This is a genomic window from Pseudomonas sp. 14P5.3.2, assembly GCF_057799175.1.
In genome coordinates, this window is record NZ_JBYOKU010000013.1 from 130419 (window position 1) to 155326 (window position 24908).

The following is a 24908-nucleotide window of genomic DNA, read 5'->3' on the forward strand; positions in this document are numbered from 1 at the left end:
GCGTTCCTTGTGTGATCAGGCACTTTCACTCGTCTGCGCAACAAACAGCACCACCTGCCACGGACTGCTGGTCAACTTCGCTGCTGGCGCGGCGATCATCAGCGGCAGTTGTGCGTCGAACCACGCGCCTTCGGCCGTGACCACAAACAGCCGCGTGTCATCGCCGACGCTGTAGGCCACTTGTTCACTGCGGCTCATGGCCTGATGGCTCAATCCGCTCATGCGCTGGCGGCTGAGCAAGGCAACGTGCGGCGCCGAGGCGATGATTGCACTGCGCAGCCATTCACTGGCCGCCTGCTCGCTGGCCCCGTTGGGCATGCGCAGGCCGATGACCAGCCGCTGGCTCGGTTGCTCATCGGGCAACTGAATTGAAAAGCTCTGCTCGCCGCGCTCGAACGGCAGGCTGCGATAGCCGGCGCGGATCAGTTCGAGGGTGATTTCCAGCCATTGCAGCACCGCTTCGTAACCGCGCTGCAACTCCAGAAAATCCAGCGGCGCGAACGCCGGCACCCCGGCCAGCGGATCGAGTGCCGACCAGGCGCCGGCCAGTCCGAGTAGCTGCACATACAAACTCTGCGGATGGGCGATGCGACTGTTGAGTGTGCCTTCGACTTCCGGCAGCCGTGCCCACAACGCGGTCAATTGCCGGCGAATCTCCAGCGCATCGTCCTGATTGCCGGCCTGTTGCGCCTGACGCAATCGACCGCCGAGGAACATGCACTTTTCCCGCGCCCGTGCACACAATCCGGCGACGCGCCGGCCCAGCGGCGAATCGGGCAACAGGATCGGAGTCGGCGGGGTATAGGCCAGCGGCAGAAAACCTCCGCCTTCCTTGCGGATTTTCAGCAGCGGCAGGCAAATCGAATCGGCCTTGTTCAATTGCGTGCACAAGCGTGGGTTGGGTCGCCACACGGTGATCGATTCCGGGAACTCGCCACTGGTCAGATCCGGCAGTGCTTCACCGACCACAGACTGCAGGCGTCCCTTCAGCGGCAGCAGTTGCCCGGCGCGCCACAACGGACTGATCGCCAGGTAAACGGTGACGGTGGCATCGTCGGTGGCGTTGATGGCCGGGCCAATATCGAGTTCCAGAATCGGGCCGATACCGGCTTGCAGATCCACCGGCAGACCGTCAGGCATGGTGCCTTGCAACGCCAGCACGCGAACCACCCCGGCGCTCAACGCCGAGGGATCGAACTCCATGCGACTGACGCCCCAGAACCACGGGTTGCACGCTTGCGCCATATGCGCACCGAGGGCTTCGGCACGCAGGCCCTGCAACTGAAAATGCTGCGGCAGCAATTGCATGCCTTCATGCCAGCAGACCGCGTCAGGTAGCAGACTCATACGACTCCCTTCGACCATGCCGCAACCCGGCGGCGAGCGGTGTGTTTCAGTTTTCCTTGCTGACCAGGCTCATCTCGCGGCTGTCGAACTTGAGCCAGGCTTCGCGCTGATCGTCGAGCCGCAAGCGGTGCGCTCCGGGTGTGTTATAGCTGGCGAAGACCAAAAGTCCAGCCGCCTTCTTGCCCCCCAGCGGGAAGGTCTGGCGGTCGATGAATTGCCCCGGCACCAGCTCCAGCCCCCATACGTTCATCAGCTGACGATAGTCGCGTTGGTACTGGTCGCGCCCGGCAAACCACTGGCTGGCACTGATGCCCGACAGCTGCTTGAGCAGATCCGGATCGTTGACTGCAACGAAATCCACGGCAATGGGCGTGTCGTCATTGGCCTTGGGCGCGACGTCGAGGGTCAGGCTGTCCAGATCGACTTTCGGCCCGAAAAAAGAACAACCGGCGAGCAGCGCAAACAAAACAACACTCAAAAATCGTCTGCACAAAATGAATTTTCCTTTTCCCGAGACAGTCCAAAAAAGCTTTTCGCTTGCATTTTTATAGACCTGTTCTAGCGTCTTGGGTAGTTCGGTTCCCAGAGCCGAATGAGGAAGGTTTGTCAAAGGAACGACAGGTCATCTGCCACCCTTTCTAACCTACGGTCCAGTAAGGGAAAGCGATGAACGGGCCTCCCCGATGCATTGCGCCCGCCTTCGCATCGGAGTCAGCCATCATGGCAGAAAGTACTCAGCACAAGCTCGACCGGGTCCGCCCGCCCCGAGTGCAAATCACCTACGACGTCGAAATCGGCAACGCCATCGAAAAAAAGGAATTGCCTCTGGTGGTCGGAATTCTGGCTGACCTCTCCGGCAAGCCACTTAAACCATTGGCAAAACTGACTGAACGGCGTTTTACCGAAATCGACCGCGACAACTTCAACGAAGTGCTCGCCTCGATCGCTCCCCGCGCCACCCTGCAGGTCAACAACACCATCACCGGCGACGACAGCAAGCTCAATATCGAGCTGAACTTCAAACACATCGACGACTTCGATCCGGTCAAGGTGGTGGAACAAATCACTCCGCTGCGCCGCCTGTTCGAGGCTCGCCAGCGTCTGCGCGACCTGCTGACCAAACTCGATGGCAATGATGATCTGGACAAGCTGTTGCGCGACGTCATCGCCAACACCGAAGGCTTGCAAGAGATCAAATCGGCCCGCCCAGACACCGCTACCCCGGCCGCTGACGCCGAGGCCCCGGCCGAACCGCAAGCCTGATCATCCATTTAACCGAGGGAGCATCCGTCATGCCCGCCGCCGCCCAGAATCAAGCCAGCGAGAATGCTGCAGCCGAAACCTTATCCCTGCTCGACCGGATCATCGCCGAGGGCCGCATGGCTCACGATGACAGTCAGCAGGATTACGCCCGCGACATGCTCGCGGAGTTCGCCACCCAGGTGCTTGACGAAGGCATGGCCATCGACAAGGACACTGTGGCGATGATCAATGACCGCATCAGCCAGATCGACCAACTGATCAGTGCCCAGCTCAACGAGGTGCTGCACCACACCGACTTTCAGAAACTCGAAGCCTCGTGGCGCGGCCTGCACATGCTGGTGCAGAACACTGAAACCAGCACCCGGCTGAAATTGCGCCTGCTCAACGTCACACAGAAAGAACTGCAGAACGACCTGGAAAAAGCCGTCGAATTCGACCAGAGCGCGCTGTTCAAAAAGATCTACGAAGAGGAATACGGCACCTTCGGTGGCCATCCGTTCAGCCTGCTGGTGGGCGACTACACCTTCGGTCGCCATCCGCAGGACATTGGCCTGCTGGAAAAACTGTCGAACGTCGCCGCTGCCGCGCACGCACCGTTCATTGCTGCTGCCAGCCCACGGCTGTTCGACATGAACAGCTTCACCGAACTGGCGGTGCCACGTGACCTGTCGAAAGTCTTCGAGAGCCAGGAGCTGATCAAGTGGCGCTCGTTCCGCGAGAGTGAAGACTCGCGCTACGTGTCGCTGGTGCTGCCGCACTTCCTGCTGCGCCTGCCTTACGGCCCGGACACCTCCCCCGTGGAAGGCATCACCTACGTTGAAGACGTCAACGGCACCGACCACAGCAAATACCTGTGGGGTAACGCGGCGTGGGCGCTGTCGCAACGCATCACCGAAGCCTTTGCCAAGTACGGCTGGTGCGCGGCGATCCGTGGTGCTGAAGGCGGCGGCGCGGTCGAGGGCCTGCCGACGCACACTTTCCGCACCAGTTCCGGCGACCTGTCACTGAAGTGCCCGACCGAAGTGGCAATCACCGACCGCCGCGAAAAAGAACTCAACGACCTCGGTTTCATCGCGCTGTGCCACAAGAAGAACAGCGATGTCGCCGTGTTCTTCGGCGGTCAGACCACCAACAAATCCAAGGTCTACAACACCAACGAGGCCAACGCTAACGCGCGGATCTCGGCGATGTTGCCGTACGTGCTGGCGGCCTCGCGTTTCGCTCACTACCTGAAGGTCATCATGCGCGACAAGGTCGGCAGCTTCATGACCCGCGACAACGTGCAGACCTACCTCAACAACTGGATCGCCGACTACGTGCTGATCAACGACAACGCGCCGCAGGAAATCAAGGCGCAGTACCCGTTGCGTGAAGCGCGGGTGGACGTTACCGAAGTGGCCGGCAAGCCGGGCGCCTACCGGGCGACAGTGTTCCTGCGGCCGCACTTCCAGCTGGAGGAGTTGACTGCATCGATCCGTCTGGTGGCGACCCTGCCGCCACCGGTAGCGGCTTGAAGTTGATGAAACCTCTGTGGCGAGGGAGCTTGCTCCCTCGCCACAGGTTCTGAGCTCAGTCTATTTGTGAATTTCTTCAGGAGTTTCAAGCGATGGATGCAATCATTCTCGACCTTGGCGGCGACATCAAAGGTGACAGCCTGCTCGAAGGTTACACGGACAAAATCGAAGTCATGTCCTACAGCCACAACGTGGCCATGCAAGTGACCAACGACGTCAGCAACTCCGAGCGAACCTCGGGCAAACCCCACGTCGGTGAGTTCACCCTGACCAAATTCGTCGATACCTCGACGCCGTCCCTCAACGAATACTGCTGTGCCGGCAAACCGATTCCGGAAGCCAAGATCACCATCGGCCGCAACGCCGCCGAAGGCAGCGGGCAACTGTTGCCGTTCATCATCTACACCCTGACCAACGTGGTGATTTCCAACGTCAGTGTCAGCGGCGGTACCGGGGGCAAACCGGTAGAAACCCTGTCGCTGAACTTCACCAAAATCAAATGGGAACTCACCGCACAGAAAGACGATGGCACCAAGGAAGGCACTGCCGCGTCGACGTGGGACATGGCCGCCAACAAGCTCGTCAGCTAACCCGGCGCCTTGGTCATGGCAGGCACCGGCATGCTCCCGCCGCTGTTCGAACGCCTCGCATCCGGCGAGGCCGACAGCGTGCAGGCGTTCGATCGCCAGGGTTTGCTCGACTCGGTGCATGCCGAGTTGGCGCGCCTGTTCAACACCCGTCGTGGCCCGCGCGCCCTCACTCAGCCACCGAGCGTTATCGACTACGGCATTGCGGATTGGAGCGCCCTGCAACAACAGCGCAGCGATGACCGTCGTCGACTGGCGCGGGAGATCCGCGAAGCCATCAACCATTTCGAGCCGCGCCTGAAACTGGGCGAGGTCCAGGTCAATCCCCTGCCCGACCAGCCGCAACGTTTAAGCATCCGTCTGCTCGGCGAGCTGCGCAGCGGTCTGCAATATTGGCCGGTGGCGTTTGTCATCGAACCTGGCAGCCAAGGTCTGGAGGTGCGTCATGAGCGACTCGATTGACCCGCAACTGCTCGACTACTACCAGCGCGAACTGACCTGGCTGCGCCATGCCGGCAGCCAGTTTGCCGAGCGTTATCCGAAAGTAGCACGGCGCCTTGAGCTGTCACCGGGCGAGTGTCCCGACCCGCATGTCGAACGCTTGCTCGAAGGCTTTGCCCTGCTCGCCGCACGTCTGCAACGCAGACTCGACGACGACTATGCAGAGTTCAGTGATGCCTTGCTTGAACAGCTTTATCCATTGGCTGTGCGGCCATTGCCCTCCTGCGCCATCGTCCAGTTCGAGCCGGACCCTAGCAAGGGCAACCTCGACGAGGGCTATCCCCTGCCCCGTGACACCCCATTGTTCGTCACCACCAGCAAGGGTGAGAGCATCCACTTTCGCACCTCGGCCGCCGTGCATTTGTGGCCGATAGAGGTCAGCGAAGCGTTATTGCTCGGCGGCGATGAAGCCCAGGCGCTGACCGGTGTCGTGCAGGCGCGTTCGGCATTGCGCCTGAGCTTGCGTTGCCTGGGCGAGAGTCAATGGACGGAACTGGGCATCGGCCAACTGCGCATTCATCTCACCGCTTCGCCGGTGATCAATGCCTGTCTGTATGACCTGCTCGGCGCTCACGCGATACAGGTGCTGGCCGGTTCGCCAGGAAGTATTCCGGCGTCAGTGAACGGTTTGCCGACGATCGTCGGCTTCAGCGATGAGGAAGTCCTGCTGCCGGACGAGGACGGCGTGCACCCGGGCATGCGCCTGCTGGCGGAGTACTTTGCTTTCCCGGACAAATTTCAGTTCTTCGATCTGCCGTTGAGCGGCGTCGGCAGCGACAGCCAGACGCTGTACCTGTACATCGTTTTCGACCGCGCTCCGGCCAGCCGCCTGCATTTGCAGGCCAGTGATATCGCCCTGGGCTGCGCTCCGGCGATCAACCTGTTCCCGCGTACCTCCGAGCCACTGCGCCCGGACGGCACCCGCAGCGAGTACCGTTTGATTGCCGACAGTCACCGCGAGAACAGCGTCGAGATCCACAGCATTCGCAGCCTGCGCGCCAGCTCCGGCAACGGTGTGCAACGGCTGCCAGCGTATTACGGCAGCCAGCATAGCGGTGGCGATCAGCAACGCTACTGGCATGCGCGACGGGTCAGCAGCATGACCCCGAACCGGCTCGGCAGCGACCTGTTGGTGAGTGTGGTCGACACCCGTTTCGACCCATTGAGCGAACTGCCGGATTACAGCCTCACCGCCGAACTGCTGTGTACCAACCGGCATCTGGCGCAGAGCCTGCCCGCCGGCACACCGCTGGGTTTCGAACGTCCCGGGCCAATCGCCTGGGCACGCCTGCGCAACCCGCCGAGCCCGCAAAGCCTGCCGCGTCTGGACGGTGATTCACGCTGGCGACTGGTGTCGCAACTGACCCTCAATCACTTGTCGCTGGTCGAAGGCCCGCAGGCACTCGACGCCTTGAAAGAAATTCTGCACCTGCACAACCTGCGCGACGAAGCCAGTGCGCTGCGCCAGATCGAGGGCCTGCTGAGCCTGCGTTGCGAACGGGTGATCGGCCATGTCGGCGTCGATGCCTGGCGCGGCTGGCGCAATGGACTGGAGGTGCAGTTGCAGCTCGATCCGCAGCACTTCGTCGGTAGCAGCGCGGTGTTGTTTTCTGCCGTGCTGGCGCAGTTCTTTTCGGTGTACGCCACGGCCAATCGCTTTGTGCGCACGGTGTTGATGCAGTCCGACAAGGAGATCAAGGCATGGCAACCCCAAGCCGGCATGCCCCTGTCGCTCTGACCCTGAGCCAACGACTGCGCCGCGATCCGCAGGCGTTCGAATTGTTGCAGGCACTGTTACTGCTCGAGCGCGAACAACCGCAAGCCGAATCCCTGGGCAGCGGCACCTCGCCCCAGGCCGAAGCGCTGAAATTGCGCGGACCGCTGACACCGCTGTTTCCCACCAGCCAGATCGAAAACCTGCGCGAAGAACCGGGCCAGCCGTTAATCCTCGACACCCCGATGTTCGGCCTCGGCGGCCCCGACGGCCCGTTGCCCTATGCCTATCAGGAGTGGCTGCAACAACGAGCGCGGGCCAAGGATCACGCTCCGGCCGAATTTCTCGATCTGTTCCAGCATCGGCTGCTCAGCCTGCTCTACAAGGTGATGCGCAAGCACCGCATCGCGCTTGGCTTTGTCACACCGGGCGCCTCGCCGGTACAGGCGCAATTGCGCGCCCTTACCGGTCTGTTGCCCAAGGCCTTGCAGGAGCGTCAGGCGGTTCCCGATTGTGCAGTGCTGGCCTGCACCGCGTTGTTCGCCGATGGCCGGCGCTCGCTGGCCGGGTTCGCAGCGATTGTCCGCGAGCAGTTCGCCATGCCGGTGGAACTCAGTGCCTATGAAGGCGCCTGGCGCGAAATTCCGCCTGCCAGCCGCAGCGTCATCAAGCCAGGTGGGCGCAATCTACAACTGGGGCGTACGGCAGTAGCAGGCACCCGAGTCTGGGATGAACACGCCGGTATTCGCCTGACCCTCGGGCCGCTGCTCTCAACGCAGGCGAGCCGATTTCTGCCGGACGGCGAAGCGCACCCGGCGTTGGCCAGCCTTGCGGCGTTGTACTTCGGCCCGGATCTGGACGTGACCCTGGTGCTGCTGGTGCGCGGTGCCGGGCCGCTGAAGCTCGGGCGCCAGGCACCGCCCCTGCTCAGCTGGAACGGAGGTTTACAGCGTCAGGCCAGCCTTGCCGTGCAGCGCATCGAAACCCGTCTTCGTCAGCTGGAGATCGCCTGACATGGAACTCGCCAGCCTGATCGGACGCCTCAACCCGGACAACCGCCGCGCCCTCGAACGCGCCGCCCAGCGCTGTTTGCAGCGCGGGCATCACTTTGTCGAGATCGAGCATCTGTTGCTGGAACTGCTCGACATCGAGGGCGGCGATTTTGCGTTTCTGCTGCCACGTTTCGGCCTGGAACGGGATGCGCTGACCGCGGAAATCAACAAGGCGCTGGATCTGTTCAAGGCGGGTAGCACGCGTACGCCGGCGTTGTCGTCGCACACCTTGGGCTTGCTGGAAGACGCGGTGGTGCAGGCCAGCGTGCTGGGCCTCGACAGTATTCGCTCCGGGCTGTTGTTGCTGGCGTTGATTGATCGCGACGAGCGCCGCAGTCTGTTGCTCAACAGTGCCTCATCGTTGCTGCGGATTCCCAAGGAAGCGCTGCGGGCCAATCTATTAGAGTGGACGGAGAACTCTCGTGAGCATGTCGGTCCGCGAACCACTTCAACGGGAAGTGCCGCGCCACGGCAGGACTCGGTGCTCGATCAATACACCCAGGATCTGACCGCCGATGCACATGCCGGACGCATCGACCCGATCGTTGGCCGAGACGGCGAGATCCGTCAGTGCATCGACATTCTGCTGCGCCGCCGCCAGAACAACCCGATTCTGGTCGGTGCACCGGGCGTGGGCAAAACTGCCGTGGTCGAAGGTCTGGCTCTGCGCATCGCTGCCGGCGACGTGCCGCCGTCATTGCAGGAAGTCAGCCTGCGGGTGCTCGACCTCGGGTTGTTGCAGGCCGGGGCCGGGGTCAAAGGTGAATTCGAACAGCGGCTCAAAGGCGTGATCGACGCGGTGCGCAGTGCCGACAAACCGATCATCCTGTTCATCGACGAAGCCCACACCCTGATCGGTGCCGGCGGTGCCGAGGGCGGCAGCGATGCGGCCAATCTTTTGAAACCGGCACTGGCTCGCGGCGAGTTGCGCACCCTCGCCGCCACCACGTGGATGGAATATAAAAAATACTTCGAAAAAGACCCCGCCCTCGCCCGCCGCTTTCAATTGGTGCAGGTTGAGGAGCCAGACGAAATTACCGCCGTGGAAATGCTCCGTGGCGTCGCCGCCAAACTCGAACAGCACCACGGCGTGCAAGTGCTCGACGCGGCGATCCATGAAGCGGTGAAACTCTCCCATCGCTATATCTCTGGCCGTCAGTTGCCGGACAAGGCCATCAGCGTGCTCGACACTGCGTGCGCCCGGGTTGCCCTGGGCCAGCATGACGTGCCGCCACCGCTGGAAAGCCTGCGTCACCGGCAGAACAGTTTGAAGGATGAAGTCGAGCGCCTGCGCCGGGAGCAGGCCACGGGGCTGGATCATCGTGAGCGCATCACGCTGCTGGAAAATGAATCGAAAACCAATGTGCAAGCGATCCGCGAACTGGAAACACGTTGGAGTGAAGAGCGTGTGGCCGTGCGTGAACTGCTCGAAACACGCCGCGAATTGCTGGCGTTGAGCGAAAGCGCCGACAGCGACAAGCCCGACGAAGCCACCGACAGTCGCATCGATCATCTGGCCGCCGAGCTGCTGCGCCTTGAGGCGGGACTGGATGCGATCCGCCAGGACGATCCGCTGGTGCCCGAACAGGTCGACGCGAAAACCGTCGCTGCCGTCATAGCCGGATGGACCGGCATCCCCGTCGGCAAAATGCTCGCCGACGAAGCCCATGCAGTGCGCACCCTCGGCCAGCGCATGGGCCAACGGGTGATGGGGCAAAGCACCGCGCTCAACACCATCGCCCAACGCTTGCAGGCTTATCGCGCCGGGCTCACTGATCCGCAAAAACCGGTGGGTGTGTTCCTGTTGGTCGGCCCCACCGGCGTGGGCAAAACCGAAACCGCGTATGCGTTGGCCGACGCACTGTATGGCGGTGAACGCAATCTGATCAGCATCAATCTCTCGGAATATCAGGAAGCCCACACCGTCAGCCAGCTCAAGGGCGCACCGCCTGGCTACGTCGGTTACGGCAGCGGCGGCGTGCTCACCGAAGCCGTGCGGCGCAAACCGTATTCGGTGGTGTTGTTGGATGAAATCGAGAAGGCGCATCCGGATGTGCTGGAAGCGTTTTACAACGTGTTCGACAAAGGCTTGATGGAGGACGGCACCGGTTTGGTGGTGGACTTCAAAAACACCGTGATGCTCGCCACCAGCAATGTCGGCGCTGAACTGTTGCTCGACACTCCCGCGTCACAGATCGGCTCTGAAGCTTTCAACGAAGCGCTGCACAAAGTCCTTTTGCAAGCCTTCCGCCCGGCGTTTCTGGCGCGCATGACGGTGGTTGCGTATCGGCCGCTGGATGAGGCGACGCTGGAAGGTATTGTGCTGGCGAAGCTGGAAAAACTGCGTGGCCGCTACAAGGCGGCGACGGGCAAACAGTTCGAGTTTGATTCGGGAATTGTGAAAGCGGTGCTCGCCAAGTGCAGCGCGGCGGGTGCGCGGGATGTCGAGAATGTGTTGATGACGCAGGTGACGGGGAAGTTGGCGGAGTGGGTGTTGGAATGACCGCCGCCAACGAGAATTGACGAAACACAAAAATGGCACCCGCGCAGGAGACGGAGTAATGACAGAAGCGGATTTTTTGAATGCGGTGCTGCAGGCAGCAGGTGTACACCCAAAGCTGCAAGATACCGATGAACCAAGTCAATTTACGAAGAGCTGGGTTTCTGAAGGTCCTTGGGAGAGCGCTGCGCAAGTTGAGATAGCTCACCATCTACGACGTGGTTACGGCATCACAACGAAAATTCGCGAAATCAGTTACCCAGAGCCTTACTCCAGCGAAAAGGTCGATTTCTATTTCGAACTGCAAGATGAGACCTACGCCATTGAAATAAAAGTAGAAAGCACGAACGGCTTATTCGGCGGCGCAAACTTACAGGAATCGATCACCCGTGACGTTTACAAATTAGGCGGTTTTGTTGCTGATCACAGATGGGTCGTGGTCATAGCCACCAGCCAAAAAAATTGCGAACTGCTTGATCTCACCTTGAATCGCGGGGACTCATGGTCTCGAGATGTGGAGGGTCAATTCAAGGCTTACCTGTGCAACATTGACACGTACCCACACGGACTGCCCATCGATCGCTCAAAACAACTTTCTGCACCTTTCAACTTTATAACCAACTACCACAAATAATCTCACCCGCATTTTCCAACAGAGGGCACATCAATGAATCAAAGGGAACGAAATCAAAGGGGACAGATTTATTTATGAAAAAAATAGATTCGTGCCCTTTTTCGCCCCCCTTTTCGAGGATTGAAGACCATGGAACAGTTTAATTCCGTTCAAGAAGGTATTGCAGAGCTGCACAAACGCAACACTGGAAATAAAAAAGTCCACGCGCTCCTGACGTTCCAGCACAACAACCACAAAATGTGCAAAACGTGTTTTCTGTTTGAGTCAAAGGAGGACGCTGGCGCGCAACTGATAAAGGCTTACGTCCAACTTCAAATCAGCAATGTGCCCCGAAACGAAATGCAGGCAGCCATTGATGCTCGGCAAGTCGCTATCAACGCGGAACTCGCAGAGGGAGACCCCGCAGAACTTGGCGTTGTGCCCGAAGGACACGCGGAAGAGTTTCTTATCGATTATTTTGATACAGCCGTCGCCATCGCCGAAGACGTCAAGTATGTAACCGTTTACCTCACACACAGCCCATGTACGACGACTGACAGAAAGCCAAGTCATTCGCTACATGGCTGGCCTTTGAGTTGCACTGCCAAATTCGCAACGCTGGCAGCCAACCATCCGGAGTACTTTTTCTCCATCGTTTTTCTTAAAAAATTCGGAACACTGGATGGCAATGACACCCCACAGAGAACATTGAAAACACTCTCGGGTGACCGAGCCAATCTGGCTTTTATCGAACTAAAAAAAGAACCACCGTATGAGCGACCATAAAAACGCCATCTATTAAAACAGCATGGCAGCCCGCGATTAAACTCAATGAGCCAGCAAACATGAAAGACACACTACTGACTTACATCGATGAGGACGGAAAGAAAGCAGCAAAAAAGCTGTGGGCAAAATACTCTGGCATTTGCGATCTGATTGCCCCGACGAGTCTCGGCTGGAGAGATGCCTTTGGAGGAATGCTAATTATTATTGGCCACGGCAGCACCATGGTAAAAATGGACAGACATACCGGCTTGCACAACATGATCGGCAATTGCGGTAGTTGCTTTATTGTGCTCGCAGCCTGCGAAGTTGGAGAAACACATATTAGTATTGGTGAACTTCAACCTATTGCTCAAGGCTTGGCGAACCTAAGGCCCAACGCCATTGTATGGGGCACGACTCGGGATCTGCCGCAACAAGCCGTCAGTGACGGTACCTGCTTTTATAAAAGCCCTCTGTTTAATTGGCTACAGCCTGCCAACGACCATTTCCCTGGGTTATGGAAGCAGTTCCGAAAACAAAGTGACATGGAGGCAGTGATGTCGATGATGCCCAATTTGAACTTTAATTCTCTTTAGAACCGAATCCGCTTCATGAACGCTGCAACCACCTCATCAAGGCCGCCCAATGCCTCGTGCCACCGACAGTAACGCAACGCTTTCGTTGACCGCCGCCGCACTGTCGGCGCTTTACCCTGAGTGGTTGTCCGGTGAAGAAGCCCTCAACTCGCTCTGTTCGCAAACCCTCAACGGCCTCAACGACGGCCCCCCCCTCACCCTGACCAGCGCCGTCGCCACTCACGTCACCACCACATTGCACAACGACGCTAAGTTGCGCCCGTTCGATGCCTTGGTCGCCGAAATCCGCCAACTCCCTGCTGACGCCACCGCCGAGCGCTATCAACTCGTATTGCGTCCGTGGCTCTGGTGGCTGACCCTGGCCAGCAACAACCGGGTATTCCAGAACCTCACCACCTCGGACATCGTCACCACGATCTTCAAGGCCCACGGCTTCACCGATTTCAAACTCTCTCTGACCGGCAGCTACACCCCCCGCGAATACTGCGTGCAGTACGGCGAAACCGATTTCGCCTTCGTCTCTCGCCTGCTGGAAGAGGAAGGCATCTTCTGGTTTTTCACCCACGACGAGGGCAAGCACACGCTGGTGCTGGGCGACAGCAATGACGCCTTCGTACAGATCCCCAACGGCCCGAAAGTCAAGTATCTGGGCCAGCAAATGGGTGAGCGTGAGTTGCATGGCATCCGCTCAGGCCAGGTCTGCCTACAAGCCGTGGCGGGCGTTTACAAGGCAACGGATTACGAATTCACCACGCCGACCACTTCGCTCTTCGGCCAGGCCGAAGCCGTGGCCGGACCGCGTTCGATCTATGAGCATCCCGGCGGCTACAACGCAAAAGCCCGGGGTGATGCGCTGACCAAACAACGGGTCGACGGGCTTCGCAGTGAGGAGAAACGCTTCGTCGGTGAAAGCGATTGTCGTTGGTTGATCCCGGGCCATTGGTTCACTCTCGACGGCCACGAAGACGCGAGCCTGAACATCGATTGGATCGTCACGAGGGTCACCCACGACGCCAGCCACGAAAGCTATCGCAACCGTTTCGAAGCCATTCCCAAAACCACGCCGTTTCGCCCACAACGCAGCACACCGAAACCGCGCATGCATCCGCAGACTGCCATCGTCGTCGGCAAGTCCGGCGAAGAAATCTGGACGGACGAATACGGCCGGATCAAGTTGCAGTTCCCGTGGGATCGCGACGGCAAGAATGACGAAACCAGCTCCTGCTGGGTACGCGTGGTGTTGCCGTGGAGCGGCAAGGGCTTCGGCATGCAGTTCGTGCCGCGTATCGGCCAGGAAGTCATCGTGACCTTTATCGACGGCGACCCGGATCGGCCACTGGTCACCGGTTGCGTGTACAACGGCGACAACGCCCTGCCCTATGCGCTGCCGGCCAATCAGACGCAGTCGGGGATCAAGACTCAATCGTCCAAGGGTGGTGGCGGTTTCAACGAGCTGCGCTTTGAGGACAAGAAGGATGCCGAAGAAGTGTTTCTGCAGGCGCAGAAAGACTTGAAGATCAATGTGCTCAACGACACCACCGCCACCGTCGGCCATGACGAAACCCTCACCGTACAAAACGCCCGCACCCGCACGGTCAAGGACGGCGACGAAACCGTGACCCTGGAAAAAGGCAAGCGCAGCGTCACGATTCAGACCGGCAGCGACAGCCTCGATGTGAAGGACAGCCGTACGGTGAAAGTCGGTGCCGATCAAAACCACAGCACCGGCGGCAACTACACCGACAAGGTCACCGGCGACTACAGCCTGACGGTGGACGGCAACCTGACGATCAAGGTCAGCGGCACCCTAACCCTGCAAAGCGGTGGCAGTTTCACCATCAAGAGCGGCGCCGACCTCGCGACCTCGGCCAGCACCTCGATCACGCAAAAGGCCGGCACAGCCATGACCAATCAGGCCGGTACGTCGCTGGACAACAAGGCCGGAACCACGCTGACCAACGACGCCGGGATCAGCTTGACCAACAAGGGCGCCGCCTCGCAGACCGTGGACGGCGGTGGCATGCTGACCATCAAGGGTGGTCTGGTGCAGGTCAACTGACAAGGAGCCGTCATGGCGATCACACCGCTGGATTTGCAGGAGGATGACAAACAGCTCAAGGGCCGCTTGCAGGACGGTCAGCTCGACGGCGCGCTGCAGCTCAAGGATGACGGACGCAAGCAGGCCGATCTGAATTACCACCAGGGAGAGTTGCAGGGCATGTCACTGCTCTATCACCCCAACGGCAAGGTCTCGGCGCAGATGCCGTTCGTGCGTGACAAGCTGCAAGGGGTCGCGAGCTTCTATTCAGCCGAGGGTTGGTTGCAGCGCAAGGCGACGTATCGGCGCGGGTTATTGCACGGCGAGGCGTTCAACTACTTTCCCGATGGGCAGGTGGCCGAGGCCGAGTTTTACCGCGATGGCGTGCGTGAGGGGCGTTATCAGCGCTTTCACCCGAACGGCAAACCGGCGGCAGAGGCGCGGTATCTGAATGGTCAACTGATGGAGCCGGAAACCGGGTTCGCCGAGGATGGCCGGCCGCTGGGGGCGGATGGCAAGCCGATTTCGCGGGTGCGCTGGTGGTATCAGCGGTGGATCGATCCGCAGCAGGCGTGAAGGTGTTCTTTTGCCAGGACTGGCCTCTTCGCGAGCAAGCCCGCTCCCACAGTGGCCGGTGGTGTTCACACCATTCCATTCACAACACAAAACCCTGTGGGAGCGGGCTTGCTCGCGAAGAGGCCGGCACATCCAGCACAAAACTCAAGGAATGAGCATCTGCATCTGCCCCGGCATCGCAATCTTGATCACCCCCGCCCAGTTGCACATCAGGGTGCTGTTGGCATCGATCGCCGGCATCCCGCCGAGCAACAGGGTCGGTGCACCGCCGGGAATCCACGGTGTGGCGGTTGCCGGAATACACGGCATCGGCGTCAAAACGCCCAGTGCGGCGGCGGTCGCGGCCGCCACCATCGGATTGGCCATGCTCATGCACACACCGAACGGCATGATATTGACCAGCGGGATGTGATCCATGATGTTTGCCGCCGGCATCCCGCCGGTCAACGTGCGGTTGACCGGCAGCACGTTAAGCACCGCCGGCGCGGCGCCGAAACTGCACTGCAGGGTGGCGCTGGCACAGACTTGCGGGCAGCCCATTTCAAAGCTCCTTGCTGGACACGGCATACCCGCTAAACCTTAGTCGCCCACAGCCCGCCGCGCACATTCCCAAAGGTGATTATCGTGCAACACGCTAACCTATAAGACCGACCCGCGCTTGTGAGCACCCGAGCGCACCATTAGATTAGCCAATGATGTCTGGCCTCCAAAATAAGCAGAAGGGATAAGCATGGCGCTTACTGACCAGTCCACCCGGATCCGCGATGGCGAAGAACTCGATGCCAGCCTGATCGATCCGTACCTCAAGGCGCACATTCCGGGCCTGACCGGCACACCGCAGATCAGCCAGTTTCCTGGCGGTGCGTCGAACCTGACCTACCTTCTGGAATACCCGCAGCAGGAATTCGTCCTGCGCCGGCCGCCGTTCGGCCACAAGGCCAAATCCGCCCACGACATGGGCCGCGAATTCCGCATCCTCAATCAACTGCGCGACGGTTTCCCTTACTGCCCGAAAGCCTACGTGCACTGCACCGACGAGTCGGTGATCGGTGCCGAGTTCTATGTGATGGAGCGGGTCAAAGGCATCATCCTGCGCTCCGACCTGCCGCCGGAACTGGGCCTCGATGCAGCGAAAACCGAAGCGCTGTGCAAGAGCTTCATCGACCGTTTCGTTGAGCTGCATCGGGTTGACTACAATGCCTGCGGCCTCGGCGATCTGGGCAAGCCGGAAGGCTACGTCGCCCGCCAGATCAAGGGCTGGAGCGAGCGCTACGAAAAAGCCCTGACCCCGGACGCGCCGCACTGGGAGAAAGTCAAAGCCTGGCTCAACGACAAGATGCCGGCCGACCATCCGACGTCGAGCATCGTCCACAACGACTATCGCTTCGACAACGTGATCCTCGACCCGAACAACCCGATGCAGATCATCGGCGTGCTCGACTGGGAACTGACCACCCTCGGCGATCCGCTGATGGACCTGGGCAACACCCTCGCCTACTGGATTCAGGCAGATGATCCGGCGCCCGTGCAACTGATGCGCCGCCAGCCGAGCCACGCCCCGGGCATGCTGACCCGCCGCGAGTTCGTCGATTACTACGCCGAACGCTCGGGCATCCAGATCGACAACTTCGACTTCTACTACACCTACGGCCTGTTCCGCCTGGCCGGCATCGTGCAGCAGATCTACTACCGCTTCTACCACGGCCAGACCCAGGACAAACGCTTCGCGCAGTTCATTCATATGAACAAACTGCTGGAGCAGATGAGCCTGCAGGTCATTGCGAAATCGAGCCTCTGACGGCCCACACCAAGGAACCTTTATGTCCAAGACTCAGTTGTTCGACCTCGACGGCAAAATCGCATTCGTCTCCGGCGCCAGCCGTGGCATCGGTGAAGCCATCGCCAAACTGCTGGCCCAGCAAGGCGCCCACGTGATCGTCTCGAGCCGCAAGCTCGAAGGCTGCCAGCACGTCGCCGACGCCATCATCGCCGCCGGCGGCAAAGCCACCGCCGTGGCTTGCCATATCGGTGAAATGGAACAGATCAGCCAGGTGTTCGCCGGGATCAAGGAACAGTTCGGTCGCCTCGATATTCTGGTCAACAATGCCGCGACCAACCCGCAGTTCTGCAACGTGCTGGACACCGATCTGGGCGCATTCCAGAAGACTGTCGACGTGAACATTCGTGGCTACTTCTTCATGTCGGTGGAAGCCGGCAAGCTGATGCGCGAAAACGGTGGCGGCAGCATCATCAACGTCGCCTCGATCAACGGGATTTCACCGGGCGTGTTCCAGGGCATCTATTCGGTGACCAAAGCAGCGGTGATCAACATGACCAAGGTCTTCGCCAAGGAATGCGCGCAGTTCGGCATCCGCTGCAACGCCCTGCTGCCGGGCCTGACCGACACCAAGTTCGCTTCGGCGCTGGTGAAGAACGACGCAATCCTCAAGCAGGCACTGACGCAGATCCCGCTCAAGCGCGTGGCCGACCCGAGTGAAATGGCCGGGGCGGTGCTGTACCTGGCGAGCGACGCATCAAGCTACACCACCGGGGTTTCGCTGAATGTGGATGGCGGATTCTTGTCCTGATCTCTCTGACAAATAATTAACCCTGTGGGAGCGGGCTTGCTCGCGAAGGCGGAGTGTCAGGCAGCATTGCCTTGAATGACACACCGCATTCGCGAGCAAGCCCGCTCCCACAGGGGTTGTCTGTAAGACAGTGACTTCGGGTAATTGCCTGACAAAGTGCACCAGCAAGCACCCCCACAGCACTACTGCGTGACACACCGGGTGGTGGTGATATGGCGAGTAACCTGCTCGTCAACGTACATATCGCCAGACACCTGAGTGTTTTCCAGGGTCTGACAGGTACGCACCGGCGGTGGTGGAGGTGCAGCAGGTGGAGTTGGCGGAGGACTGGCACAGCCGCTTAACAGCGCGACAGAGAAAGCCAGCGACAACGGCAGATACACGCGTTTCCCAGGATTATTCATAGGACGACCCGCGATGAATGGAAGAGCCACTTCCGCAATCACGCACGAATACCGCGCATGACGGAAGACCTGACCACTCATTCTTTATAGCCGACCACCCTGTAAGCGCCAGTGAAATGGAGGGGGATAAGGGAATTGGCTGTCGATTTTGCGGGGAGGAAAATCTGTGTGGGAGGGGTGCATCAACAAGAATTTTTTTGACTGGAAGGCCGCCATCGCTGGCAAGCCAGCTCCCACAGGGGTTGAGTACTCCTGACTGAAATGGGTCAGCTGTCAGGCCGCCTTCGCGAGCAAGCCCGCTCCCACATTTGGACTGAGTGCATTCAGTTTGAGATTGGCCGGCTGTCAGGCCGCCATCGCCAGCAGGCCAGCTCCCACAGGGGTTGAGTATTCCTGACTGAAATGGGTCGGCTGTCAGGCCGCCTTCGCGAGCAAGCCCGCTCCCACATTTGGATTGAGTGCATTCAGTTTGAGATTGGCCGGCTGTCAGGCCGCCTTCGCGAGCAAGCCCGCTCCCACAGTAGGGCCGGGTACATCAGTAAGAGATTGTTCGGCTGGCAGGCCGCCTTCGCGAGCAAGCCCGCTCCCACAGTGGGGCCGGGTATATCAGTAAAATTGGTCGGCTGTCAGGCCGCCATCGCGAGCAAGCCCGCTCCCACAGTGGGGCCGGGTGCATCCGCAAGAAATTGGTCGGCTGTCAGGCCGCCATCGCCAGCAGGCTGGCTCCTACAGTTTAGAGAGCGTGCACCGCATGCGGCGAAGCCGCCCCACTCAACACAATGAGCGTTAGCTCGAGTACCGCTTTTGATCTGAGGGCCCGTCGGCAGGCTGAGTGGAGGGATTTATCCGGGGGTGGGAGCGCAGCGACCGTTTGGCGCAGCCAAACACAGCGAGAGGAGGTGCAGCGAAGCAAACCGTAGGCGCTGCCCCCCGGATGAATCCCGCAGCGAAGGAACCCGAGCCCAGGCGAGGGCCGAACGTCAGGGTAAAGCCTTTTTGGTTACTTTTTCGGCGTCTGGAAAAAGTGACCCGCCGTAAGGGCGGAACCCTAATCAGCAACACCCGCAGCACCGGATATACACCCAAAACCAACCCAACCCCTAAGCCATATCCGGATCCCGAGCAGCCCGCAAAGAATTACTCTCCAACTCATACCGCAACTCATCAATCAACGCCGCCACAGCCTCCGGCGTACGCAACGCATCGAGCTTCAACCCGCTGATCACCAGATCCACCTGCCCCGAACCCGGGTGATACAACTTCACCGTCAGTGAATGATCCCCATCCACTGAACACTCGCACGCCAATGGCGAAAAACTCTGTTCGAGGCTGGCGCGCAACTGCGCAAGATTCATCATGGAGCCTGTTCCTTAAGCTGTTTCGAAGGGAGACGATCCCAAGCCAACAGGCTCGTATCGCACGCCACCAGACTAAGAACTGCCCCACCGCACCAGAACCTGCATTTGCACCGCATCGGCTAGTGCATTTGCACCTACCGCTGGCCCTTCGTGCCACGCTCGCCAGAAAACAGACCACGCTCCCGCGCCCAGACAATCGCCTCGCTGCGACTGTGAACATCAAGCTTGGAATACACGGTCGCCACATGATTGCGCACGGTATTCGGCGCCAGTTTCAGGCGTGCGGCAATCTCCTTGTCGGCCAACCCTTCGCAGATCAGCCCCAGCACGTCACGCTCGCGCGCCGTCAGGTCAGTGAACGACACGCTCGGCAGTTGCGGCGAGTTGACCTTCTTCACATTGGCCAGTTTTTCGATCAGCGTCCGGCTGAACCACGAAGCATCTTTCATCACCTCTTCAATCGCCGCCACCAACTCCAACTCAGTGCGCTTGCGCTCGGTGATGTCCATCAGCACCAGCAGATAGCACGGCGTGTCCTGAATATTCACGGTGTCGGCGGACACCGCGCACTCCAGCAGCTCTGCATCCTTCTTGCGCACCCGGACGTCGACCCGATCGATCCGACCGCTTTTCGCCAAGGCAGTCAGCAGCCGGGCCCGCGCACCATCGTCGTCGATGAAATGCAGCTGCGTCACGGTTTTGCCCACCACCTCATCGCTGTCATAGGCGAGGGTGTCGAGGAACGCCTGATTGACATCGATCACCTGCTGCTCGTCAGCGCTGCAGATCAGAATCGGCACCGGGGTCAGGCGGAACGCCTTGGCGAAGCGTTCCTCACTCTGACGCAGCGCGACTTCCGCCTTGTGGCGCAGCTCCATATCGACAAAGGAAAACAGCATGCAATCCTCATCATTGAGCACCAACGGCTGCCCGGCGACGATCACTTGCTTGCTGCCGCCATCGGGCAGGCGCAGTTCAGCCTGCATCTGCGGAATGGTCGCCACATCGCGCAGACGCTGGATCGCCAGATCTCTTTGCTCGGCCTGCTCGAAAATATCGATCTCATAGGCCGAGGTGCCGATCACCTGCTCACGGGTATAACCGGTCATCTCCAAAAACCCCGGATTGACCTTGATGTAGCGCAAATCGCTGAGGCGGCAGATCACCGCCGGCGCCGGGTTGGCATTGAAGGTCTTTTCGAAGCGCTGCTCGGCGTTGGCCCAATCGGTGACGTCGCTCATGATCAGCACCAGCGACTCCGGCTGACCCTCACGGTCGGTGAGCACCATGCTGCGCACGCTGTGCACCCAGACATGCTCGGGGTCATCCACGGCACTCAGCTCGATCAACAGATCACTGAAAACCTCGCAACGGGCGACGCGGCTGATCGGATAGTTTTCCGGGGGGATCACGTGATTGTTGCGATAACGCAGAGTGAAACGCTTGGCATATTCATCGGCATTAGTGCCCAGCTCACCGATCCGGCTGACACCGTGCATGGCCAGCGCCGCCTCGTTGGCCCAGAGGATGCTCTGATCGAGCTCCAACAGAATCACCCCGTCGGACAGCCCGGCAATGATCTGCTGCAACTGGCGACGATTGGTTTCGCGGGTCAGGACTTCCTGGCTCATTGGATCTCCACAGGGAATGCGCGTGTGAAGATTACGACCGCAGGCGTTCGTGATCGTGCCGAACATAAATTCCCGCACCACCACAATCCCCCTGTGGGAGCGGGCTTGCTCGCGAAGGCGGTGTGTCATTCAACTGATTTTTAACTGACACTCCGCCTTCGCGAGCAAGCCCGCTCCCACAGGGGGGATTAGCGTTGGCCGGAGGTTTCCACCAACTCGCGCAACGTATCGAGAAACAGCCGGAGCACCGGCGAAGCATCATCCGCACGGTAAGTCGCATACAAAGGCACCTCCGGCAGCGCCGGCGTCAGCTTGCGAAACACCAGCCCCGCCGGGGCCAACTGCTCGATCGAGGCCGGCAGCAGCGCCACCCCGAAACCCGCGCGCACCAGGCTGAGCAGCGTCTGCACCTCGATCACCTGCTGGCGGATCTGCGGGGTGAACCCGGCCTGAATGCAGCACTGATAAAGGAAATTGGCAAACCGCGACTGCTTCAGTTCCAGCGCGACAAACGGTTCCTGCGCCAGATCCGCCGGGGCCAGCACCTCGCGACCGGCCAGTGGATGATCGGCCGGCATCACCACATTAATCGGCTCGTAGATCAGCAGTTCATTGCGCAACAGCGGATCGTCATAACCGACGCGAAACACGCAGGCGTCGATACGCTTTTCCTTCAACGCCTTGACCTGCGCCGCCGGAGTCATTTCATGCAGCCGCCAGTTCACCTGCGGATAGCGCTCACGAAACAGGTGCAAGGCCTTGGGCAGCACGCCGACCATCACCGAACTGATCATGCCGATCTCCAGCTCACCGAGCTGCCCGCGCCCGGTCTGGCGGGTCAGGTCCAACGCCCGTTCCAGCTGTTCGAACACCAGCGGCGCCTGCTCCTTGAGCATCTGCCCCGCCGCTGTCAGCTCGACTCGGTGATGGCTGCGCTCGAACAACGGCGTGCCCAGCTCCTCCTCCAGCAGGCGAATCTGCTGGCTCAGCGGCGGCTGGCAGATGTGCAAACGCTCCGCCGCCCGACCGAAATGCAGCTCATCGGCCAGGGCCATGAAATACCGCAGCAGGCGCAGGTCCATGGCGCCTACCCCAGACTCAGCGGTGTCGAACGCTGGCGCACGCCGGTCAGCGCAAACAAGGCGTTGGCAATCGCTGGCGCCACCGACGGACTGCCCAGCTCGCCAACGCCACCGGGTTTGCCTGGCTCGCCATCGAGCACCACGATATCGGTGGCCGGCATGTCCGACATCCGGGTCACGCGGTAGTCGTGGAAATTGCTCTGCACCACCCTGCCCTGTTGAATATCGAGCCGGTCAAACAGTGCATGGCCCAGGCCCCACATCAGTCCGCCGTAGATTTGCTCTTCGACCCCGCCCGGCGACACCGCCAGACCGCAATCGACCACACAGGTCAGCTTCTCGACTTTCGACTTGCCATCGACCGTCGCGACACGCGCCACCACCGCGATAAAACTGGTGTAACCCTGATTGGTCGCAATGCCTAAGGCAGTGCCGGGCGGTAACGGCTGGCCCCATCCGGCGCGTTCGGCAGCCTGTTTCAGCACCGCCACATGCCGTGGCCGCTCTTGCATGTTGGCCAGACGGAACGCCAGCGGATCCGCGACTGCCGCATGCGCCAACTCGTCCATGAAGCTCTCGACGGCGAATACGTTGGGGATGAAGCTCACCGAGCGATACCAGCCGCTGGGCACATGGCTTTCGTGCTTGACCCAGTTCAGCTCCAGATGCGGCGGACGGTAGGCGAAGTCCCACGCGGTGATCGCTTCGGTGGTGCTGTAATCCATGTGATCCGGGCGTTCGAAATAGCCCGGCTCCCACTGCTCCGGCGAGGCGGGTGATACCGCGTGCAGTTGCAGCGCAGCGAGGTTGCCCTGGGCATCCAACGCGCCTTTGACCCGGTGCAGTGTGGCCGGGTGATTGAACAGTGCGTTCATCTCGTCTTCACGACTGTTGAGCAACTTCACCGGTGCCCCGGTTTGCTGCGCCAGATACGCCACCTCGAACAACCAGTATTTGGCTTCCCGCGCACCGAAACTGCCGCCGGATACCAGTTCGTTGATGGTGACTTTGTCCTTGGCGATGCCACACACGGTTTGCGCGGCTTCCAGCGCTGACGACGGCACCTGCACGCCGCCCCAATAGGTGATTGCGTTGCCCTGCACTTGCGCGGTGATGCAGATCGGCTCCAGCGGGTTCTGCACCTTGTACGGCATGCGGTAATCGGCTTCGATCAGCTTCGCCGCGTGCGGCCATTGCGCGCCGATATCGCCATGCGTCATGGCCTTGATGGTCTGGCTTTTCGGATCGGTAATAGCAGCCGCTTGAGCCTTGGCCAGTTCCGCGCTGTCGAACCCGGCCAGTGGCGAATCACTCCACTTGATCTCCAACACTTTACGGCCCTGCTGCGCCGCCCAGAACGTGTCGGCCAGCACCGCAACGCCTTCCAGATTGCCGCCGAGCACGTCCGGGCGCCCGGGGACTGCAATCACCTTGCGCACGCCCGGCACCTGCAATGCCGCCGCCGATTCCACGCTGACGACTTTCGCCCCGACCACCGGCGCCCGCTGAATCACCGCCACCAGCATCCCCGGCAACTGCACGTCGATGCTGTACTTGAAGCGCCCGCAGACCTTGGCTGCCGCATCACGCTTGTGGCGCAGTTTGCCGATGTATTTGAAGTGCGCCGGATCTTTCAGCGTGACGTGGGCCGGTGCCGGCAGACGCGCTGCCACCCCGACCAGGTCGCCGTAGCCGAGGCTGCGTTTGCTGGACAGATGAACCACCCGGCCGTCCTCGGTGCTGCAGCTGTCGGGGCTGACTGTCCAGTGCTTCGCCGCAGCGGCGATCAACAACGCCCGCGCTGTGGCCCCGGCCATGCGCAAGCGCTCGTATTCCAGCGAAACACTGGTGCTGCCGCCGGTGGAGAAGACTTTCCAGATCGGGTGAATGTAGGTCTCGAAGAACGGATCTTCCGGGGTGATCACCTGCACGGTCATCGGGTTCACATCCAGCTCCTCGGCCACACACGCAGCCAGTGCGGTTTGCGTGCCGGTGCCGGAATCGTGCTTGTGCACCACCAGTTTTACCGTGCCGTCGGGGAAGATCCGCACCCAGGCGTTGGGCTCGAATTCGGTGGCCGGCGCCGGGTTTTTCGGGTCGCTGGCGGCGCTGCCGGATGGCAGGTACAAGGCAATCGCCAGGCCCGAAGCGACCGTCGCTGCCTGCTTGAGAAACACCCGGCGTGACGGTTCGATCAAGGTCTCGTCGCGCAGGCTCATCACGCCTCCTTCGGCGCATTCGCCGCACGTTTGATCGCTTTGTTGATCCGCCCGTAAGTGCCGCAACGGCAGATATTCCCCGACATCGCATTGCGGATCGAATCGTCGGTCACCGCCGCTCCCGTGTTGAGCAAGGCTGCCGCCGACATGATCTGCCCGGATTGACAGTAGCCGCATTGCGGCACATCTTCGGCGACCCAGGCCAGTTGCAGCGGATGACTTTCGCTCGGTGACAGACCTTCGATGGTGGTGATGCTGTGGCCCGCAACGGCGGCCAGCGGCAACTGGCAGGAACGCACCGCGACGCCGTCCAGGTGCACGGTGCAGGCACCGCACAGGCCCATGCCGCAGCCGAATTTGGTGCCGGTGAGTTTCAGTTGATCACGCAGTACCCATAACAAGGGCATGGAGGGGGACGCTTCATCCAGCTCGCGTCGTTCGCCGTTTACCGTGAATGCGATCATTGTCAGGCTCCAAAAGAGCGGCCCGTCTTTGTGCGGGCCTGGTGACCGATTATTGGAAGCCCACGCAACACGCGGCCAGCGACGATTTCTGCCAAC

22 protein-coding genes are annotated in these 24908 nt (G+C 60.4%); 14 read left to right on the forward strand and 8 right to left on the reverse strand.

Annotation, left to right across the window (positions count from 1 at the left end; all coding sequences use genetic code 11):
• Positions 1 to 15 precede the first annotated feature (15 nt).
• Positions 16 to 1347: a type VI secretion system baseplate subunit TssK gene (tssK, locus tag AC27VU_RS13315; protein WP_103521739.1), complete on the reverse strand. Its 1332-nt coding sequence runs from the start codon at positions 1345 to 1347 to the stop codon at positions 16 to 18.
• Between the two features lie 46 nt (positions 1348 to 1393).
• Complete coding sequence (locus tag AC27VU_RS13320; protein ID WP_488724243.1) at positions 1394 to 1840, reverse strand: type VI secretion protein; 447 nt, start codon at positions 1838 to 1840, stop codon at positions 1394 to 1396.
• A gap of 227 nt (positions 1841 to 2067) precedes the next feature.
• Here AC27VU_RS13320 and tssB point away from each other — a divergent pair, with 227 nt between their 5' ends.
• The 12 genes from tssB (at position 2068) to AC27VU_RS13380 (ending at position 15066) form a co-directional block, all read left to right on the forward strand.
• On the forward strand, positions 2068 to 2610 hold the full coding sequence (gene tssB, locus AC27VU_RS13325; protein WP_003224075.1) for a type VI secretion system contractile sheath small subunit: 543 nt from the start codon (positions 2068 to 2070) through the stop codon (positions 2608 to 2610).
• Between the two features lie 29 nt (positions 2611 to 2639).
• Positions 2640 to 4124: a type VI secretion system contractile sheath large subunit gene (gene tssC, locus AC27VU_RS13330; RefSeq protein ID WP_488724244.1), complete on the forward strand. Its 1485-nt coding sequence runs from the start codon at positions 2640 to 2642 to the stop codon at positions 4122 to 4124.
• A 92-nt stretch (positions 4125 to 4216) separates the two neighbouring features.
• On the forward strand, positions 4217 to 4714 hold the full coding sequence (locus tag AC27VU_RS13335; protein ID WP_003224073.1) for an Hcp family type VI secretion system effector: 498 nt from the start codon (positions 4217 to 4219) through the stop codon (positions 4712 to 4714).
• 15 nt (positions 4715 to 4729) lie between these two features.
• Positions 4730 to 5173, forward strand: a complete 444-nt coding sequence (tssE, locus tag AC27VU_RS13340; protein ID WP_045122401.1) for a type VI secretion system baseplate subunit TssE — start codon at positions 4730 to 4732, stop codon at positions 5171 to 5173.
• On the forward strand, positions 5157 to 6950 hold the full coding sequence (tssF, locus tag AC27VU_RS13345) for a type VI secretion system baseplate subunit TssF (protein WP_488724245.1): 1794 nt from the start codon (positions 5157 to 5159) through the stop codon (positions 6948 to 6950). Before tssE ends, tssF begins: the two co-directional genes overlap by 17 nt.
• A complete protein-coding gene (tssG, locus tag AC27VU_RS13350) occupies positions 6914 to 7939 on the forward strand; it encodes a type VI secretion system baseplate subunit TssG (RefSeq protein ID WP_488724246.1) in 1026 nt (341 codons plus the stop codon). Before tssF ends, tssG begins: the two co-directional genes overlap by 37 nt.
• A 1-nt stretch (position 7940) precedes the next feature.
• Positions 7941 to 10481 (forward strand): type VI secretion system ATPase TssH, encoded by a 2541-nt coding sequence (gene tssH / locus AC27VU_RS13355; RefSeq protein WP_488724247.1) that lies wholly within the window; start codon positions 7941 to 7943, stop codon positions 10479 to 10481.
• A 58-nt stretch (positions 10482 to 10539) separates the two neighbouring features.
• Complete coding sequence (locus AC27VU_RS13360; protein ID WP_003224062.1) at positions 10540 to 11112, forward strand: hypothetical protein; 573 nt, start codon at positions 10540 to 10542, stop codon at positions 11110 to 11112.
• A 129-nt stretch (positions 11113 to 11241) separates the two neighbouring features.
• Positions 11242 to 11877, forward strand: coding sequence for a hypothetical protein (locus tag AC27VU_RS13365; RefSeq protein ID WP_338801536.1), 636 nt, complete (start codon positions 11242 to 11244; stop codon positions 11875 to 11877).
• 59 nt (positions 11878 to 11936) lie between these two features.
• Positions 11937 to 12452 (forward strand): hypothetical protein, encoded by a 516-nt coding sequence (locus AC27VU_RS13370; RefSeq protein WP_003224057.1) that lies wholly within the window; start codon positions 11937 to 11939, stop codon positions 12450 to 12452.
• 49 nt (positions 12453 to 12501) lie between these two features.
• Positions 12502 to 14511, forward strand: a complete 2010-nt coding sequence (locus tag AC27VU_RS13375) for a type VI secretion system Vgr family protein (RefSeq protein ID WP_262142883.1) — start codon at positions 12502 to 12504, stop codon at positions 14509 to 14511.
• A 12-nt stretch (positions 14512 to 14523) separates the two neighbouring features.
• Positions 14524 to 15066 (forward strand): toxin-antitoxin system YwqK family antitoxin, encoded by a 543-nt coding sequence (locus tag AC27VU_RS13380; protein WP_488724248.1) that lies wholly within the window; start codon positions 14524 to 14526, stop codon positions 15064 to 15066.
• 144 nt (positions 15067 to 15210) lie between these two features.
• On the opposite strand, the gene AC27VU_RS13385 is transcribed toward AC27VU_RS13380, so the two are convergent.
• Positions 15211 to 15606 (reverse strand): DUF4280 domain-containing protein, encoded by a 396-nt coding sequence (locus AC27VU_RS13385; protein WP_003224052.1) that lies wholly within the window; start codon positions 15604 to 15606, stop codon positions 15211 to 15213.
• A gap of 190 nt (positions 15607 to 15796) precedes the next feature.
• On the opposite strand from AC27VU_RS13385, the gene AC27VU_RS13390 reads away from it, so the two are divergent.
• On the forward strand, positions 15797 to 16864 hold the full coding sequence (locus AC27VU_RS13390; protein ID WP_103484642.1) for a phosphotransferase family protein: 1068 nt from the start codon (positions 15797 to 15799) through the stop codon (positions 16862 to 16864).
• A 22-nt stretch (positions 16865 to 16886) separates the two neighbouring features.
• Positions 16887 to 17654 (forward strand): SDR family oxidoreductase, encoded by a 768-nt coding sequence (locus AC27VU_RS13395; RefSeq protein WP_007965755.1) that lies wholly within the window; start codon positions 16887 to 16889, stop codon positions 17652 to 17654.
• Positions 17655 to 19158: 1504 nt separating this feature from the next.
• On the opposite strand, the gene AC27VU_RS13400 is transcribed toward AC27VU_RS13395, so the two are convergent.
• The 5 genes from AC27VU_RS13400 to AC27VU_RS13420 all read right to left on the reverse strand — a co-directional run bounded on the left by AC27VU_RS13400 (position 19159) and on the right by AC27VU_RS13420 (position 24812).
• Positions 19159 to 19416 (reverse strand): DUF1652 domain-containing protein, encoded by a 258-nt coding sequence (locus tag AC27VU_RS13400; protein ID WP_262141503.1) that lies wholly within the window; start codon positions 19414 to 19416, stop codon positions 19159 to 19161.
• Between the two features lie 134 nt (positions 19417 to 19550).
• Positions 19551 to 21047: a helix-turn-helix transcriptional regulator gene (locus tag AC27VU_RS13405; protein WP_488724249.1), complete on the reverse strand. Its 1497-nt coding sequence runs from the start codon at positions 21045 to 21047 to the stop codon at positions 19551 to 19553.
• 188 nt (positions 21048 to 21235) lie between these two features.
• Positions 21236 to 22129 carry a LysR substrate-binding domain-containing protein gene (locus tag AC27VU_RS13410; protein WP_488724250.1) on the reverse strand — a complete coding sequence of 298 codons (894 nt, stop codon included), beginning with the start codon at positions 22127 to 22129 and terminating at the stop codon, positions 21236 to 21238.
• A 5-nt stretch (positions 22130 to 22134) separates the two neighbouring features.
• A complete protein-coding gene (locus tag AC27VU_RS13415; protein WP_488724251.1) occupies positions 22135 to 24348 on the reverse strand; it encodes a xanthine dehydrogenase family protein molybdopterin-binding subunit in 2214 nt (737 codons plus the stop codon).
• Positions 24348 to 24812: a (2Fe-2S)-binding protein gene (locus tag AC27VU_RS13420; RefSeq protein ID WP_041073291.1), complete on the reverse strand. Its 465-nt coding sequence runs from the start codon at positions 24810 to 24812 to the stop codon at positions 24348 to 24350. The genes AC27VU_RS13415 and AC27VU_RS13420 overlap by 1 nt, the downstream gene beginning before the upstream one ends.
• Between the last annotated feature and the right edge of the window lie 96 nt (positions 24813 to 24908).

Excerpts from the sequence above, each read along its gene's own strand:
- tssK (WP_103521739.1), bottom strand. The coding sequence starts at position 1,347 with ATGAGTCTGCTACCTGACGCGGTCTGCTGGCATGAAGGCATGCAATTG.
- tssB (WP_003224075.1), top strand. The coding sequence starts at position 2,068 with ATGGCAGAAAGTACTCAGCACAAGCTCGACCGGGTCCGCCCGCCCCGA.
- tssC (WP_488724244.1), top strand. The coding sequence starts at position 2,640 with ATGCCCGCCGCCGCCCAGAATCAAGCCAGCGAGAATGCTGCAGCCGAA.
- AC27VU_RS13335 (WP_003224073.1), top strand. The coding sequence starts at position 4,217 with ATGGATGCAATCATTCTCGACCTTGGCGGCGACATCAAAGGTGACAGC.
- tssE (WP_045122401.1), top strand. The coding sequence starts at position 4,730 with ATGGCAGGCACCGGCATGCTCCCGCCGCTGTTCGAACGCCTCGCATCC.
- tssF (WP_488724245.1), top strand. The coding sequence starts at position 5,157 with ATGAGCGACTCGATTGACCCGCAACTGCTCGACTACTACCAGCGCGAA.
- tssG (WP_488724246.1), top strand. The coding sequence starts at position 6,914 with ATGGCAACCCCAAGCCGGCATGCCCCTGTCGCTCTGACCCTGAGCCAA.
- tssH (WP_488724247.1), top strand. The coding sequence starts at position 7,941 with ATGGAACTCGCCAGCCTGATCGGACGCCTCAACCCGGACAACCGCCGC.
- AC27VU_RS13360 (WP_003224062.1), top strand. The coding sequence starts at position 10,540 with ATGACAGAAGCGGATTTTTTGAATGCGGTGCTGCAGGCAGCAGGTGTA.
- AC27VU_RS13365 (WP_338801536.1), top strand. The coding sequence starts at position 11,242 with ATGGAACAGTTTAATTCCGTTCAAGAAGGTATTGCAGAGCTGCACAAA.
- AC27VU_RS13370 (WP_003224057.1), top strand. The coding sequence starts at position 11,937 with ATGAAAGACACACTACTGACTTACATCGATGAGGACGGAAAGAAAGCA.
- AC27VU_RS13375 (WP_262142883.1), top strand. The coding sequence starts at position 12,502 with ATGCCTCGTGCCACCGACAGTAACGCAACGCTTTCGTTGACCGCCGCC.
- AC27VU_RS13380 (WP_488724248.1), top strand. The coding sequence starts at position 14,524 with ATGGCGATCACACCGCTGGATTTGCAGGAGGATGACAAACAGCTCAAG.
- AC27VU_RS13385 (WP_003224052.1), bottom strand. The coding sequence starts at position 15,606 with ATGGGCTGCCCGCAAGTCTGTGCCAGCGCCACCCTGCAGTGCAGTTTC.
- AC27VU_RS13390 (WP_103484642.1), top strand. The coding sequence starts at position 15,797 with ATGGCGCTTACTGACCAGTCCACCCGGATCCGCGATGGCGAAGAACTC.
- AC27VU_RS13395 (WP_007965755.1), top strand. The coding sequence starts at position 16,887 with ATGTCCAAGACTCAGTTGTTCGACCTCGACGGCAAAATCGCATTCGTC.
- AC27VU_RS13400 (WP_262141503.1), bottom strand. The coding sequence starts at position 19,416 with ATGATGAATCTTGCGCAGTTGCGCGCCAGCCTCGAACAGAGTTTTTCG.
- AC27VU_RS13405 (WP_488724249.1), bottom strand. The coding sequence starts at position 21,047 with ATGAGCCAGGAAGTCCTGACCCGCGAAACCAATCGTCGCCAGTTGCAG.
- AC27VU_RS13410 (WP_488724250.1), bottom strand. The coding sequence starts at position 22,129 with ATGGACCTGCGCCTGCTGCGGTATTTCATGGCCCTGGCCGATGAGCTG.
- AC27VU_RS13415 (WP_488724251.1), bottom strand. The coding sequence starts at position 24,348 with ATGAGCCTGCGCGACGAGACCTTGATCGAACCGTCACGCCGGGTGTTT.
- AC27VU_RS13420 (WP_041073291.1), bottom strand. The coding sequence starts at position 24,812 with ATGATCGCATTCACGGTAAACGGCGAACGACGCGAGCTGGATGAAGCG.